The sequence below is a fragment of the Shewanella sp. N2AIL genome, from assembly GCF_022690845.1.
Taxonomy (GTDB): Bacteria; Pseudomonadota; Gammaproteobacteria; order Enterobacterales; family Shewanellaceae; genus Shewanella; species Shewanella baltica.
Genome location: NZ_JALBYT010000023.1, coordinates 47,940 through 63,132, shown reverse-complemented (window position 1 = coordinate 63,132; position 15,193 = coordinate 47,940). Strand labels below are relative to the sequence as shown.

The 15,193-nt window shown below is 43.8% G+C and carries 13 protein-coding genes; 3 read left to right on the top strand and 10 right to left on the bottom strand.

Annotated features, from left to right (window positions below; genetic code table 11):
* Positions 1-2 precede the first annotated feature (2 nt).
* Together MO387_RS14215 and MO387_RS14210 are read right to left on the bottom strand one after the other, a co-directional pair.
* On the bottom strand, positions 3-470 hold the full coding sequence (locus MO387_RS14215) for a hypothetical protein (RefSeq protein ID WP_107948879.1): 468 nt from the start codon (positions 468-470) through the stop codon (positions 3-5).
* Between the two features lie 145 nt (positions 471-615).
* Positions 616-1,083 (bottom strand): hypothetical protein, encoded by a 468-nt coding sequence (locus MO387_RS14210; protein WP_107948877.1) that lies wholly within the window; start codon positions 1,081-1,083, stop codon positions 616-618.
* A gap of 764 nt (positions 1,084-1,847) precedes the next feature.
* Here MO387_RS14210 and MO387_RS14205 point away from each other — a divergent pair.
* On the top strand, positions 1,848-3,305 hold the full coding sequence (locus tag MO387_RS14205) for an OmpA family protein (protein ID WP_107948875.1): 1,458 nt from the start codon (positions 1,848-1,850) through the stop codon (positions 3,303-3,305).
* A 173-nt stretch (positions 3,306-3,478) separates the two neighbouring features.
* On the opposite strand, the gene MO387_RS14200 is transcribed toward MO387_RS14205, so the two are convergent.
* From MO387_RS14200 to MO387_RS14190, 3 genes are read right to left on the bottom strand one after another with little or no spacing between them, the layout of a single operon-like run.
* Positions 3,479-4,189, bottom strand: a complete 711-nt coding sequence (locus MO387_RS14200; RefSeq protein ID WP_107948874.1) for a 23S rRNA pseudouridine(2604) synthase RluF — start codon at positions 4,187-4,189, stop codon at positions 3,479-3,481.
* A gap of 8 nt (positions 4,190-4,197) precedes the next feature.
* Positions 4,198-5,040, bottom strand: a complete 843-nt coding sequence (locus MO387_RS14195) for a hypothetical protein (RefSeq protein WP_234420955.1) — start codon at positions 5,038-5,040, stop codon at positions 4,198-4,200.
* 38 nt (positions 5,041-5,078) lie between these two features.
* The gene (locus tag MO387_RS14190; RefSeq protein ID WP_107403921.1) at positions 5,079-6,413 is read right to left on the bottom strand and encodes a Na+/H+ antiporter NhaC family protein; all 1,335 of its coding nucleotides are present in this window, start codon (positions 6,411-6,413) and stop codon (positions 5,079-5,081) included.
* Between the two features lie 724 nt (positions 6,414-7,137).
* On the opposite strand from MO387_RS14190, the gene MO387_RS14185 reads away from it, so the two are divergent.
* Positions 7,138-7,983: an FAD:protein FMN transferase gene (locus tag MO387_RS14185; protein ID WP_107950295.1), complete on the top strand. Its 846-nt coding sequence runs from the start codon at positions 7,138-7,140 to the stop codon at positions 7,981-7,983.
* Positions 7,984-8,114: 131 nt separating this feature from the next.
* Here the strand turns inward: MO387_RS14185 and MO387_RS14180 are convergent, their stop codons facing one another.
* Together MO387_RS14180 and MO387_RS14175 are read right to left on the bottom strand one after the other, a co-directional pair.
* Entirely contained in the window at positions 8,115-9,746 is a 1,632-nt protein-coding gene (locus MO387_RS14180; protein WP_107948871.1) for a methyl-accepting chemotaxis protein, read from the bottom strand.
* Between the two features lie 163 nt (positions 9,747-9,909).
* Complete coding sequence (locus tag MO387_RS14175; RefSeq protein ID WP_107948869.1) at positions 9,910-10,800, bottom strand: DMT family transporter; 891 nt, start codon at positions 10,798-10,800, stop codon at positions 9,910-9,912.
* A gap of 312 nt (positions 10,801-11,112) precedes the next feature.
* Between MO387_RS14175 and MO387_RS14170 the strand changes: the two genes are divergently transcribed.
* Positions 11,113-11,889 (top strand): helix-turn-helix transcriptional regulator, encoded by a 777-nt coding sequence (locus MO387_RS14170; protein WP_107948867.1) that lies wholly within the window; start codon positions 11,113-11,115, stop codon positions 11,887-11,889.
* Positions 11,890-12,666: 777 nt separating this feature from the next.
* Here the strand turns inward: MO387_RS14170 and MO387_RS14165 are convergent.
* From MO387_RS14165 to cydB, 3 genes are all read right to left on the bottom strand, one after another.
* A complete protein-coding gene (locus MO387_RS14165) occupies positions 12,667-13,068 on the bottom strand; it encodes a GreA/GreB family elongation factor (protein ID WP_006083949.1) in 402 nt (133 codons plus the stop codon).
* Positions 13,069-13,802: 734 nt separating this feature from the next.
* On the bottom strand, positions 13,803-13,937 hold the full coding sequence (locus MO387_RS14160; protein ID WP_014620618.1) for a DUF2474 domain-containing protein: 135 nt from the start codon (positions 13,935-13,937) through the stop codon (positions 13,803-13,805).
* A 197-nt stretch (positions 13,938-14,134) separates the two neighbouring features.
* Positions 14,135-15,142, bottom strand: a complete 1,008-nt coding sequence (cydB, locus tag MO387_RS14155) for a cytochrome d ubiquinol oxidase subunit II (RefSeq protein WP_107948865.1) — start codon at positions 15,140-15,142, stop codon at positions 14,135-14,137.
* Between the last annotated feature and the right edge of the window lie 51 nt (positions 15,143-15,193).

Sequence of the window (15,193 nt, the reverse complement as noted above, 5' to 3'; positions counted from 1 at the left end):
TTTCAACACAATTTATGTAAGTCAGAAGCAATGAGCTCCCAAGTTTCAAATACATAGTTCAAGTTATTACCAGCCAAAGACAACTGATTTTTGTCAAATGTATACATTTCCACATGATAGTCTTCAGATCGGCCTTGAACTTTGCCTATGCTCATTTTATCGGCATCATAATTTTCAATCACACCATGGGCACATATATCTCTAACTTGTGATGTACCTTTTGTCAGTCGAATTATCTCATCGAGGTCTGATATACAAGATATATCCTTTGGTAAATTTTCTTTTATATAGTTTAATTTGTCAGCCAACTTCATTAGCTTTTTGCCATTACTTTTGGTTGACTTGATAATAACTACGCACTCATCAATTTTTCTCTCCACACTTGACCACATAACTGTAATTAAACCAATAACACACAACCATGGTTCTAACATTTCTTTATTTTCTTCTAAGCTAAATGCAGAACTCATAAACACTCACTTTAATATTGGGTGATTTGCCAGCTGATTTTTGGAAAATTTAGTTACGAAAACAATGATTTTTGACCAATATAATACAAGATGATTTCTCATGCCCTTTAACGCCGAAATCAGATTTTACATCGTACAATATATTTTAGCTCCTCATGGTAATGGCACTTATAATGACCCCTATAAATGTTATTACAGCAATAAATAATGTAATTTTTTTTGAACTATTATTTATACGAAAATTATCTATTTCACGTTGTTCTTTTCTTCCTATAGCAGCATCCTCCATACTTGAAAGCCATTGTTCAACAAATAGTTTTTCATAGTCTTTATAACTACTACATTCCAACTTTTTTTTTACTAAAGAATACCCTTCAGCCTTTAACTGCTCAAAAAAAGAACGTTTAAATTCCTTAATAGCTTCCTCTTCTACACTTGTATCTTTTATGGAAATATATCCATTTTTAATTCTTCTTAGGATTCCAGGCTGTATCTTTAAAGCCATCCACTGACGAATATCTAGCGGATTTTCACCATCATTAATGGTGATTTTTCCCTCTGACGTTTCTACTTCAGTGTCCGCTGGTGCTTTATGAATTATAGTAACCATCATCAAATGCCATCCTAAATATTTAAGTTTCTATTTTCGAAGCATACCTCAAAAAAGATTCCACCACAAACATTAACACACATAAGGCATTGAATAATAACAATAAAACGATAATGTGTTTTCGCTTCTCTTGGCGCGTATTCATTAGGGCCAATATTACTTGACCACTACAATTAAAGTGGTTTCTAGATATAGCATTAGCCTAGCTATGCAGAATGCCGCAGAACATTTGTCTTAAGTGATTTTGGAGCAAAAATTGGTTAGCCCGACGCTCATGAAAAATGATCGCGTTCACGCGTGAACCAGACTAGACAAGTCTGATTCAGTGCAATGATTTTTGTAATCCCTCATGGTCAGGTCTTACTTTTGGGTGCCCATTACTTTATGTATCTCAAATTATCAGACAGCAAAGAGCTGACCTTCGAACCGTGGCAAGCTTTGGGGCAATAGCTTTTTAGCTGAACGAGCAGCGATAGGGTTAGTGAGGATTGGCATTGTTGCAACTGTGACCGTTAGCGGCAGAGCTGCTCTTTCATATTCGTATGATCGCGGCATCTCCACTTCTGTGTGCTATTGAAAGATGGGGGGCTTTATATTTCTCTCTTTATTTCTTCGGTGTATTTTCTGTATTTCCTTTTCAATAAAAAGTATTACTTTTATGCCGTTTAATACCTAGGTAAAAATTTTTATCGTATTATCCCATCACTATTTCTTTATCTATCTAGTTGGTTCGCGAGAGCTAGATTCCCCACAGAAAAGGATTTTTTATGGGACATAAGACGTTATTGAGTGCTGTATTTTTGACTGCGACCTGCGGTATCGCCACTTTTGCGGTGAATGCTGAATCGCTGTTTACTCCCTTTCCTGATGCCAAATCGCCTGAAGAAAAGCGCATCCACTTTACGCCCTTTGAACTTATCACCGCAGTGAATGGTGACAAGTTCACTCTGTTGCCCGTATCGGGGAAATTGACTCGACAAAGCGTTGAGTTACCCGAGGGGTATAGTCCTGAACATGTGATCAATAACTATTTGGCACAGCTAAAAAAGCTGAATGCTGAAGTGTTATTTAGTTGTCAGGCCGTCACCTGCGGTGATGGTCAAGCCATGCAAACTCAGCTAAAGCCGCTTAAAAGCGTGAATGCCGACTATCACAGTGCTTACGTGGCGGCAAAACTGAAAGGTACTCGCGGTGAGGTTTACACCAGTATCTATGTCGTCAATCGCGAGGACAGATATACCTACCTGCAAGTCGATATTCTCGACGCTATCCCTGAGCCGCTAGACTTGATCCAAGCCAATAGTGACTTTTTACAGCAGGCGCCGAAGCAAATTGAGATTAAAGATAGGCGTAGTGACGATGCTCAAGGAGCGGCAGACCATCCTTTGTTGGGGCGCATGCCCGGCAGTTATATTAGCCGTTACAAACAAACTAACTTTACCCAAGTGCCTGTATTGGTGGGGATCTCGGGCGCCGATTATCAAACCCAATCGCTGGATGCCAAGCTTACCCAAATAAGTTATCAGATGCCTGAAAGCTATTCGTTGTTTGAAATCAACAGCAATTATGCCGCCGCAGCACAAAAACTGCAGGCTGAGCGGATATTCCATTGCAAAGGCACGGCTTGCGGCGACGATGATAGCTTGATTAATGCCATCAAATTAATCAAGGACGATAAAGAGGACGAATGGCAGGAGTATCAGCTGTTTAAGCTGAGTCACGCAAAGGGCGATGTTTACTTCGATATCTATTCCCAAGGATATTTTGATGGCACACCTGCCGATACTACCCTCAGGGTAATGGAACTCTCTACTCTGAAGGATGATCGAGTGGCGATTGACCTCAATGCTTTGACCGATGCGATTAGTCAAACTGGCAAGGCGACGTTGGAGGGATTGCTGTTTGATTATGACAGTGAGCGCATGTTGCCTGAGTCAAAACCTGTACTGGAGGTACTCGCAAGCTATCTTAAGCAGAATCCGGCACTGAGTTTCTATGTGGTCGGACATACCGATGACAAGGGTGAGCGGAGTTACAATCAAAGCCTGTCGGAGCGGCGCGCCGCAGCTGTGATTAAGCAGTTGAGTGACGAGTTTCAAATTCCGTCGGCCCAATTAACCGCCCACGGTAACGGTGAATACAGCCCAATCGCCAGCAATACTAATGACGCCGGACAAAAACTGAATCGCAGAGTGGAATTAGTGCTTCGTTCGGATAAAAAGTAGCTCAAGGTTATCAGCTTGAAAGGCTATCTTCGTTCCATCAAAAACGCCTGAGCCATCTCAGACGTTTCTATCTTCATTGGAGTTCATTGGAGTTCATTGGAAGATATTGTTCGCGCAGGCATTGGTCTTATATGGAGGTTAGCTGCTTGAGTGTATTCGCCACTTGTCTTTCTCTAAATTGTCACTGCTGCTTTAAGCACTGCAACTTCCTGTGGGGTGAGTGGCCGCATCGCTCCTTCGGCTAAGGATTCTAGCGTTAAGGTTATTAATGCGACGCGCTGTAAGTCAATTACCTTATAGCCTAAGGCGATGGCCATACGCCGAATTTGGCGATTTAGTCCCTGAGTCAGCACGATTTCAAAGCTGTCCGAACTGAGGCGGCGGACTTGGCAGGGCAAGGTTTGCACATCTTTATAACGCACTCCACTGGCCATTTGTTCAACAAACTCATCAGTGAATGGCCGGTTGAGGTGCACATGGTAGGTTTTGCTGTGGGCAAAACTGGGGTGCATGAGTTTATGGGTTAGCTCACCATCATTAGTTAACAGCAGTAGGCCGCGGGAATCCTTATCGAGCCTGCCGACGGGATAGAGTCTTGGCGCTTTGGGAAGCAAGTGTACAAGACTCGTTTCATCCTGCTCAAGCAGGCGGCAATCTGTGCCCACGGCTTTGTTAAATATCCAGTAGGCGAGGGTTTCGGCTTGAGTGATAGGCGAGCCATCAAGCTCAATACTATCGAGGCAGTTTAAAGATTCGTCCAAATGGATGGGATCTGTGTGGCGGGCGATACTACCATTGAGTGTGATGCGCCCTGCCTCAATTAAACGGCAGGCTTCACGGCGTGAGCCTATGCCACACTGGGCGAGGTATTTTGCTAAGCGCATGGATTACCCTAAAGTATTTGGCGTTCTTGGGCGCGATGATACAGTATTTTTGATAGGCGCCGCATTGCAAAGGCTAGGCTTAAACACCAAATGATACTCAAGTTAGTTTGCAGCCACATATTGGCTGAAACAGGACAAAAGTGTGTTTGGGGCACACAGGGAGGAAAATCCAATATTGTCCAATCTAATTGCAGAGTTAAACTCACTGCACTACAAAAGCTTATCAGACTTAAATAGAACAGTGGCTTTGGGCAAATAAACCGAGGCACTATTCCCGCTATAATTACAAGGCTGTGTAAGATGAGGGTGCTTAATAGATAACTCGTTGAAACTATTCTGTGTATGCTCAAAAAATTAATGGGGAATATTCCCATCAAAATCACAGAGATTCCTACCCAGGCACCTGTTAGTGCTATCCATTGGCTAAACGTATCTAGTTTTAGTAAGTAGAGTCCAGCCATTGAAATAAGTATGCAAAGCCCTGCGGCTAATAAGCTTAAATTAAACACATAAGCGAGAGGTGAGTTGATATAGTTACCTAAAAAATCAGCGCGTATTTTTAAGACTTGAACTCCAATATTTTGATATTCAGCATAAATAGCAATTAAAACTCCAGAAGTACTAATAAAGGCTGCGCCTACAATCAACCATGTAATAAGACGATGTAGATCGTATTGACTTGGTTCTTGGTGATAAAGAGGATTCATGGAGACTAAAACATACTGATAGGAAATGACCACACTGAATGCGGTAACTTGCCTGAATTGTTTAATGAAGGCAAGCGAGTTTATGCTTTGTTGCCAAAAGAGAGCTTTAAAATGATCAGGAACGCCTAGTGCGTTCCTGATCATAAAGGTTAGATTTTACTCGTACGACTCAAACACATTGTTTAGTGTCGTTTGCGGAAAATCACAATCGCAACGGCCACTACGGCTAAAATCATACAGTACCAAGCGTGTGATACTGCAGCCAATGGGGTGATGCTAAAGGTCGAGGCGATCAGCAAGGCTTGTGCGCCATACGGGATCAAACCTTGGATAATACAGGCGAAAATATCGAGGACGCTGGCGGCACGTTTTGGGCTCACGCCATGTTTCTCGGCTAAGTCTTTAGCAATATCACCGGTCACCACGATAGAAACCGTATTGTTGGCCACACAAGTGTTAGTCACTGCGACTATGCCAGCCATACCCAGTTCTGCGGCGCGGCATGATGCTTCACCTTGTGCCTTTGAAAAACGCGTGATCAGCTTTTCAATCTGTTTGCTCACAAAGGCAAGACCACCTTGTTGCTGCATAAGTGCCGCTAAACCACCAACCAGCATAGACAAAATGAAAATCTCCTGCATATTGCTAAAGCCAGCATAAATATCTTTACCAAATTGGATTACGCCGTAATCCATGGTAAACAGACCCGTAGCGCCCGCTAATAAGATACCTAAGGTCAAGACCACAAATACGTTCAGACCCGCTACAGCTAAGATCAAAATGGTCAAATAAGGAATGACCTTAATGAGATCAATGTTCTGCGTCGCTAATTCCGCCTGGCCTTGGCCTGCAAATACAAAGGCAATCAAGGTTAGCAGTGATGCTGGGATAGCGAAAATCAGGTTTTCACGGAATTTATCTTTCATATCACAGCCTTGAGTACGGGTAGCTGCAATCGTGGTATCTGAAATAATCGATAAGTTGTCACCGAATAGGGCGCCAGACATGACCGCACCTGCCATCAGGGCGTAGTCGATTTGCGCTTGGTCGGCCACGCCGAGGGCGATGGGGGCGACAGCAGCTATGGTGCCCATTGATGTCCCCATGGCTGTTGCGATAAAGGCCGCAATCACGAAGAAACCGGGTAACAACAAGTTTGATGGGATCAGTGATAAACCCAGAGCAACGGTGGCATCGACGCCGCCTGTGGCTTTAGCGACCGCCGCGAAGGCGCCTGCTAATAGATAAATCAAACACATAGCAATAATGTTGCTGTGACCAATACCGCCAATAAAGGTATCAATCGATTGATTCAATTTCTGCTTTGATAGAATCAACGCCAGAATAATCGCAGGTAAAATGGCGATAACACTCGGTAATTGATAGAAGGCGAAGTCGACACCTTGGCTTTGGAAATACACACCCGCGCCAATGAAAAGACCAAGGAAAACAAATAATGGCAACAGGGCAATGAAAGATGCCGGGCTGTGCTGTGTTGCTGGTGTTGGATTGCTCAAATGTTATCTCTCTTTCGCTTAGAGTTCTTTCCGCTGGATCCTTAGCAGTCAAACTCGCTTAAATTTAGTGTCGCTTCGGCATCGTATCTTAGCAACTTGAGGCAAAGCATATTTGATCCCTGCTAACCTGTCAATTTAGACGTCTAGATGTTTTTACTTCCGTTGTGATCGCTAGGTTATTAATTGGTTGTATAAGATGAGGCTTAGTCTGTATTTTAATTTGTAATCAATGCATTAACAGTTTGCATTCAGGTTAAGTTAGCGGGTTTTTATCTGATTTAGAGTGTATTGCAACAGAATGGAATAGCGTGAAATTTAAGCTAATGACTGGTGTGATGGAGTAAGCTGGCTATTTATCGCCCCATTGAGTTTGAGTTGTTGATGGGTAAGCCAGCATCAATAACGTAAATAATGAGTGGCAGTAAGCAATAGGGCTCAGTCGGGGATGTTTTGATTTAGTTCGCTTGTTTAGCGTTGCGATAGTAATGGCACGTAAAATAACTTTAAGAATGCCTTAATAAGCAATCTATTGTTTTTAAATGTAAAACGTTCTCTAGTATCTAAAGTCCCTATAAAAATTAATGGCAACAATTTGTATTGAAGTAGAGACTTTAATAGAATCCGCACAAATTATGTTAATTACTCTTAGTGCTTTGTTTAAATTTAACGGGATGAAGTGTTTATTGCTGATCCCTCAGATCTTCCTACTACAGTGGGTTTTATCATGATACGTCGCGCTAAGCCATTACTCGGAACACTGGTGGAAATTGCCGCCGAGTCACTGCCAGATCAAGGCGGTGTGATCCCACTTGGGGATAAAACCTTAGAAGCCGCGATCACAGCGGCTTTTTCGCGTGTGGCGCATATTGGGCGGTTGCTGAGTTTTCATCAGCAGGACAGTGAGTTAAATCAGTTAAATCGCCAGCCGGGAACATGGATTCGTGTAAGCCAAGACAGTTTACGGGTGCTCAAGTTAGCTAAGTGGCTAGGCAAGGCGAGCAATAATTTATTCAATTGTACTGTCGGCGGGGAAATGATGTCCCGCGGCGCTTTGCCTGCTTATCTTGGTATGCCTTTACTGTTGCAAGGCGAGTGGCAGGATATTGAAATAAAAGGCAATCAAGTGCGATTAGCTAGACCACTCATTTTAACCTTAGATGGTATAGCCAAAGGTTATGCGGTCGATATGGCGGTGAGTGAGTTGCGCCGCGCGGGCGTTGGCGGTGGCTGGGTCAATGCAGGGGGGGATTTAAAAGTCTTTGGCAGTGCCTCTTTAAATGTACTCTGCCGTGGTCCAAAGGGATTGAGCCAAAAGATTTGCGTGAGCAATATGGCGCTGGCAAGCTCGCGAGTATCACAAACTTTAAGCCATGATTATCCTGCGTTATTACTGCCCACGGGCAATGTTACTGATGTGAATGTCGATACTGAAACTGAGCGTATTGTCAGTGTGAGTGCGCCTTTTGCTTGGCGTGCCGATGCCTTGACTAAGGTCGCAGGTTACCTAAGTTCTGACTCCGTCACTGATAGAATTGCCCACTTAGGTGGTCGATTAGTCAGTTTTGAGTGATGTATCTTTTGGCTGTTTTACAGCTTTTGCAGGATTCCTATTAAATTGTTTCTATTAAAAAGAGTGCCTTTATTGGGCACTCTTTTCGTTTCAATAGCTTATCGCTAACCATTTATCGTTAGTCATTTATCTTAAGCGACTTTAAATCGCGCCACTTCTTTTTGTAGATTGCTGCAAATAGCCTTAGTGTTGACGACGATTTGCTGAGTCTCTTGAATGACTAAGTTGCAGTATCTGGTTTTATCGGATAATTCAGTCAAGTTACGGTTAATTTCTTCGGTTACATGGGTCTGTTCTTCGGTCGCCGTTGCCGTTTGAGTGGACATCTCGCTGACCTTAGAGGTGGAGTTTAGGATTTCATCCAATGCATCTTGGGTTTGGCTGGCGAGGGTGACAGTTGATGTGGTCAGGCTGGCGCCCGATTCAATGCTTTTAACCGCATCATTTACGCCGCGTTGTAACTCTTCAATCATACGCTGAATATCTTGGGTCGAGGTTTCGGTGCGACTCGCCAGTGTACGCACTTCGTCGGCGACCACGGCAAAGCCGCGGCCTTGCTCGCCAGCGCGCGCCGCTTCAATGGCCGCGTTAAGGGCGAGTAGGTTAGTTTGCTCGGCAATAGAGCGGATCACATCGAGCACTGAGGCAATATTGGCTGAATTGACTGAGAGTTTTTCAATAACAGTCACGGCATTCTTAACCGATTCAGACAGTTGCTGAATATGATTAACGGACTGGGCGAGGATATTTTTACCTTCCACCGTTTGGTCGTTCACCTTAGTGATTTCGGTCGCAGTGTGCAGGGCATTGCTGGCGACTTCTCTTACGGCCGCACTCATTTCATTGACTGCTGTGACTATGGTATCGACAAACTGCTCTTGTTCATGACTGATGTTGATAGTGGTTGCCGACTTAGTCGCAAGGCTTTCAACGGTTTGGCTCACATCCTTGGTTTGGCCAATAATTGAGATCACCATTTGCTGCAGTTGTTCTACAAACAAGTTAAAGGCCTCGGCAAGCTCACCGATTTCATCCTGACGTTTGATCGGGATCCGTTGAGTTAAGTTACCGTCACCATCAACAATGTCATTGATCCTGCTAGTGATATCTTTAATAGCATTAACGATGATTTTAGGGCCGAAGTAGGCAATCAACAGAGCGACTATGGCCACTAAGCTGGCTATGGTGAGGGAAATTTGGGTTTGGGTGGTTGCCTGTTCTGTCGCTTGCAAGTCCAGCTCTTTGACGCGGTTATCGGCCGCTTCCCCTGCGGCATTATAGATGCTTCTTAAGGCTTTAAATTCTTGTTTGGATTTGGTTTCGTGGAGTTGTTTCGCGCGTTCAAAGTCATTACTTTTGACGGCATTAATGACTTCAGATGAGGCTTGATACCAAAGGGAAAATTGCGCTTCAAAGCCATTGGTGGATTGCAGTACCAGCAGATGGTCTTTAAGGATTTTTTTAAACTCGCCCATTCGGTCACGGGCTTGGTCGACGTTTTCTTGCCAGTTATCAATCTCACTCTGGCGATTCTCGGCTGATAATTCTTCCCTTAATAACACTTCTTCACTGAGCTGCGCTTGGTAAAGATCGCGGTCGGCATTGAGAATCGCCGAAATCGCAGGATTAAATAACTGACTGAACTCTTGCATCTGTTTTACCGTCGCACGGCTTTGCATGGCGTCGGTGACGGCCATAACAATGAGCGCTGTCGCCATAATGGCAAACATCAGTGAAAACTTAACGCGAATACTATTAAACATAGGGATATCTCCATTAATAACCTAATAAATAGCTTAGCCGTTATTGATGAAATTGCTTTTACATGCAGTAAATTGCGATGGGATTCTGGGCGAAGTTTTGTGCCCATAGAAAGAAGATGAATCGCCCCGACTGTGCAGCCAGGGCTTAGGTGTTTAGCTTAAATTATTCGGGGCAAGCTAAGGTGGGGATGGCTTTTGGCTTAGGTTTTATCTGCACTAGCATGACGCCAATAATGACCATAGAGCCGCCAATGTAATGATAAATGGCCAAGGTTTCATTTAGGATGATGGCCGCCAGTATCGCCGCAATAATAGGCATTAAATTAAAGAATACGCTGGTGCGATCGGCGCCGAGTTTGCTTATGCCATTGATCCAAGCCCACGGCGCGAGCAGCGAGGCCGCAATTGCCGCATACAGTATTAGTGGTGCCGATTGCGTGCTGATCGCCATACTCGGGCTACTGAACAGCAGTGGTGTCAGCATAAATACGGCTATGAGTCCTTGAATATAAACCGATTCCCAAGTGGGCAGTGGTAATTGCCAGCGTTTTAGTAATACACCATAGAGTGCATACACAAAGGCGCTGAACAGCAATAACAAGTCACCTTGGGTGACGCCGATGGCAAGATTCATCATATCGCCGTGGCTTAACATAAAAATTAAGCCAACGAGCGAGATCAGTGTGCCACCAAAGGCTAACGGCGACAGCTTCTGTTTGAGTAAGGGAACGGCTAAAAATAGGCTGATCATAGGCACGAGTGAGGTGATCAATGCCATATTCGTCGCCGTGGTGGTGGCCGCGGCAAAATAGGCCAGACTCTGGTTGAGCACCATACCTAGCATGGCCAAAGTCGCGAACTTAGGTAACAGTGGCAAGATCACTCGGCGCTTTTGCCACACGCGACCCGCGACAAAGGGCGTTAATAGCAACATTGCAAAAAACCAACGGTAAAACGCTATGGCTTCAGGATCGATAATCCCAAATGAGAGTTTATTAACTATCGAGTTACCCGCCCAAATGAAAACGGCTAATAGGGGAAACAAATACAACATGATTTTGCCTTTCGATAATGGTTTACGTGGCTGGACATGAGTGAATAGGCATAAGCGACTGAGTCTACATGGCTAAAACTGAGTAACTCAGAATGAGAGACTCTGCTTACTACGTATTACTTATACATCCAGATAATCATTGCAGGCAATTATCCATGGTCGGTTATGATATAGATATCGCTTATCAGACAAGGTCAGTTCCCCGGCGGACAGAGTGCTATGGGGTAGCAAAATTGCTTGAGTGCTATTAACCAGTTGAGTGCTATTGAATCAGAGAGTGTATTGAGCTAGAAGGCTTTAAGGACAGACAAAATGCGTACGGTTTATCATCCCCTTACGGCAGAGCAAGAGCCAGTTGCGGATATTTTCTTTAACTATGAAGCTTTCTTGCCAAATACGGTAACGCCAAAACATCAACATGTTTGGGGACAACTGCAGTTAATCAGCGGTGGCATCATGGAGTTACATGCTGCAGGGCAACGGTTTTTATCTCCGTCGCAATATGCAATTTGGGTTCCTGCGGGGATAGAGCATGAAAGTTTCACTCGGCGTAGTATCCATTATTGTTCGATGAATATCGTTGCCGAGCGGGTTGCGGCGTTTCCCCTAGAGACCTGTTTGTTAGCTGTGACACCTATTGCCCAATCTATCGTTAACGATCTACGGGAGCGGCAAGTTAGAGTGGCAAACTCGGCGGCGGATAAGCGCCTCGTTGAGGTTTTGCTCGATCAGCTCACTATCGGCAAAGCCCTGCCGCAATTTTTGCCCACAGTCTCAGATAAACTGTTACAGCCGTTGTTGCTGGCACTCGAAGCGGATCCTGCAAGTCCTAAGACCTTTAAATCTTGGGCAAGTGAATTACATACCACAGAGCGTACCTTAGCCCGTCGTTGCCAAGAAGCGCTGGGGATGAGTTTTACCGAGTTAAGGCAAAGGCATAAGTTTATCTATTCATTACAATTGCTGCGTCAGGGATTAGCGATCAAAGAGGTAGCATTAACGCTCGGCTACAACCAAACCTCACCTTATATTGTGATGTTTAAAAAGTATGCCCAGTGTTCGCCAGAGCAATATCGCCGTCGATTGTGATGGCGCATAGGTTTAGTGTGATGGCATATAAGCTTAGTGTGTTGAAAAATGACCGGGTGTTAAGTCGAACGTTAGCGGGTGAGTTGAAGCGATAAGCTGATAAAACCGTGAAATAAAATAGAGTGCTAAAGCATTTAGCACTCTATTCTCGGCCTATTTAAAGAGAGGATTTAAGGGGTTTTTACATTGTTGGATAAATTAGTCGGATGCTTTTTGGCGGTTCCGTTTATCCTGACGCTTCTCTTTTAAGGTTTTCATTGGCGGTTTTTTGTTTTTTTCTTTACTCATAGATATAGACTCCAAAGTGAAGGTCACTATCCGAATCCGCGCCGCAATTCGGTTTCGATAGTTGGGCTCAATTTTTATTTCAGGCTTAAATTGAGTCGGTTTATTTATAAAGGACACATAAAAATGAATTTAACGATTGAGGCGCCGAATCTAAACCTCTTAACCCTTTTGCTGTTTTACCTTAAAGCGCTGCCATGACTTAGTGTAAATAGTGGCAAAAGGCGTTAATTACAGTGTCAAATTCATTTAATAGCTGTCTTTAATAAATAACGCGGCCAGTTAATGACTTCAAAATAACATTCCTTCTTATTGTGTTCTGTTGAAAATACCGCTAGAAGCCGCCGCTAATAGCGAGTTGAAGTATGTTGTCACGGAGTAGAACACACTATATCTTTAATTACGTCATCTAAAATGGCTCAACACTTGAGTAGATTCAGTCAACATAAACCACTAAAAGCCATTAGAAATAACGCTGCTTGAATCAGCTGGCTACTTAGCTTTTTTAGGCTTTTTCGCTAGGCTGATATCTTTAATCATAAATAGCACCGGCTTGCCTAAAATACTCACTTCAGCCAGCTCGCCCTTTGACCGCCCAAGTAAGCTGACGCCTAAGTCGGATATAACAGAGAAGCGTCCTGCACTGGGTTTGTGCTTTGGTGGATACACGAGCTCAATTTGATACTCTTGCTGATCCTGCAGATTAACTAAGCGGATCTCCCGCCCTACAGTCACTTTATCACTCGCCGTATCATGCTTGAGCTGCTCAAGCTTGCTAATCACCCCAGCCAAAGCGGTTGGGCGCAGCGAGGCATTAAAACTGTTCTGTAAATAATAGGTTTCGGTTTTTAGAATAAAATTCTGAAATAGACCGCTAAAAAATGAATATGCCATTCCCGCCTCTGAAATAACCAAGTAAAAGTACAAGCAAAGAATTTAAAAAGAGGAATCACTGTATTCAGTGCTTATTTAACAAGAGTATTAAAGTTCTGCCGAGCGCGAGTGACGCTCGGCTTAGACTGGGAATTTGAGAGAGAAGCGGAATGATTTAGCCAAACAGCACGTTGAGCTAAGAGTGCTAGCTAATACATGAGAAGATAGTGATGAAAATGCAGTGATAAACATAGTTTTACATCTCCAGTCAAAAAGTGTGTGTGATGGATTGCTTTTTTAATCGTTCAATATGGCGAATAACTTAAACTTAAAGTGTTAACTAAATAAGCCATGTTTACTTGCTTGATACCATAGGCCAAGTGAGAAAATAATGCAAGCCTAACCAGGTTTATATTGCTGAGTATACTTATCTACAGTAAATATTTTACTTAACACTAAATTAACTATTTTGATGTTAACGCTAACCTTAGTCAATTTAATCCTAGCACGCGTAAAATAAATCGAGCACTGTGAGCTTAGCGATAAAATACGCATTAAGTAAATAGCACACTAATTAACTCAAATAGCTCACTAAAATAGCTGGCTCAAATAATGCACTCACTCAAATGTACGCTCGAATAATACCTTCGCACGGTGATTGTGATGCTTCAGTATATTTTAACGCTATGCTATGCAAGCTAACTGAATTAAGCCTTAATATGCGCGTTTAAAGTTGTAAAGTACTGAGTATCCACTTAGGTGGTTAATCCCGCGCCTTTCAACAGTATTTTAATGCACATGGAGACGAGGAACAGGCAGCTGACGCTCGTACACCAAATGAGCACTAACCAGCCAAGTCGATAGGTGAGGGATTTAGTTGGGGTCGTCATGTTTATCTCCAAGGTGTTAGTCAGTGTCTCAATTCAACCAGTGTCTGAATTGAACCAGTGTCTGAATTGAACCAGTGTCTGAATTGAAGCCTTAATGGAATTCACTGTCTAAAGTGAACTCGCCGTTTAAATAGAGTCCGCTGCCTAGGCCGAGTCGCTTCGGCAGCATTTTGGGCAATGTCTTACCTGAGCAATCGCTAGTGATAGCCTGCATCTTTAGTCACTTTGCCGCGGAATACGTAGTAGCTCCAAAAGGTGTAAACCAAAATCAGTGGGATGATCATCAGCGCGCCGACGAGCATAAAGCTTAAGCTGCTATCGGGCGCTGCCGCCTGCCAAAGACTGATGTTGGGGGGAATAATGTGCGGCCAGATACTGATCCCTAGTCCACTAAAACCTAAAAAAACTAGGCATAAGGTGAGCAGAAATGGCTGATAGTTATCATTGCGGCGCAAGGATTTCATCAAGGCCCAGCCACAGGCTAATACCAGTATTGGCACTGGGGCGAAATAGAATAAATTCGGCAAACTAAACCAGCGCAGGGCAATATTGGGCTGCACAAAAGGCGTCCATAAACTGACTAAGCCAATGGTCATGAGCAGGCATAAGGTCAGTGCTCTGCCGAGTTGTTGCATGATTGTCTTAAGCTCGCCTTGGCATTTTTTCACCAGCCAAGTCGCGCCGAGCAAAGCATAGGCCAGCATAAGGCCAAATCCACAGAAGAGTGAGAAGGGCGTTAACCAATCGAAACTTCCGCCGCTAAATTGCTGCTCGCTGACCGAAATGCCCGAGATAAACGCCCCCAGCACTACGCCCTGTGAAAACGTGGCCGTGATAGATCCGAACATAAACGCTTTATCCCAAAAGGGTTTAGCTTCTGCGCCTGACTTAAATCTAAACTCAAATGCCACTCCACGAAAAATCAGTGCCAGCAGCATGATGAGCAGCGGTATAGTCAGCGCTTCGAGCACTATGGCATAGGCGAGGGGAAAGGCACCGAGCAGGCTGGCGCCGCCGAGCACTAACCAGGTTTCGTTACCATCCCAAACGGGGGCGACGGTATTAACCATAATGTCCCTGTCGTCCTCGTTGTGAATAAAGGGAAACAGTATGCCTATGCCGAGATCAAAGCCATCCATCACGATATACATTAAGGTGGCAAAAATGATGATCCCGAACCAAATCAAGGGTAAATCGAATTCCATGGTGAGCCCTTAAATATGTTTAAGATTGAATAAGTAAAACTAGATTTATTT

Excerpts from the sequence above, each read along its gene's own strand:
- MO387_RS14215 (WP_107948879.1), bottom strand. The coding sequence starts at position 470 with ATGAGTTCTGCATTTAGCTTAGAAGAAAATAAAGAAATGTTAGAACCA.
- MO387_RS14210 (WP_107948877.1), bottom strand. The coding sequence starts at position 1,083 with ATGATGGTTACTATAATTCATAAAGCACCAGCGGACACTGAAGTAGAA.
- MO387_RS14205 (WP_107948875.1), top strand. The coding sequence starts at position 1,848 with ATGGGACATAAGACGTTATTGAGTGCTGTATTTTTGACTGCGACCTGC.
- MO387_RS14200 (WP_107948874.1), bottom strand. The coding sequence starts at position 4,189 with ATGCGCTTAGCAAAATACCTCGCCCAGTGTGGCATAGGCTCACGCCGT.
- MO387_RS14195 (WP_234420955.1), bottom strand. The coding sequence starts at position 5,040 with ATGATCAGGAACGCACTAGGCGTTCCTGATCATTTTAAAGCTCTCTTT.
- MO387_RS14185 (WP_107950295.1), top strand. The coding sequence starts at position 7,138 with ATGATACGTCGCGCTAAGCCATTACTCGGAACACTGGTGGAAATTGCC.
- MO387_RS14180 (WP_107948871.1), bottom strand. The coding sequence starts at position 9,746 with ATGTTTAATAGTATTCGCGTTAAGTTTTCACTGATGTTTGCCATTATG.
- MO387_RS14175 (WP_107948869.1), bottom strand. The coding sequence starts at position 10,800 with ATGTTGTATTTGTTTCCCCTATTAGCCGTTTTCATTTGGGCGGGTAAC.
- MO387_RS14170 (WP_107948867.1), top strand. The coding sequence starts at position 11,113 with ATGCGTACGGTTTATCATCCCCTTACGGCAGAGCAAGAGCCAGTTGCG.
- MO387_RS14165 (WP_006083949.1), bottom strand. The coding sequence starts at position 13,068 with ATGGCATATTCATTTTTTAGCGGTCTATTTCAGAATTTTATTCTAAAA.
- MO387_RS14160 (WP_014620618.1), bottom strand. The coding sequence starts at position 13,937 with ATGACGACCCCAACTAAATCCCTCACCTATCGACTTGGCTGGTTAGTG.
- cydB (WP_107948865.1), bottom strand. The coding sequence starts at position 15,142 with ATGGAATTCGATTTACCCTTGATTTGGTTCGGGATCATCATTTTTGCC.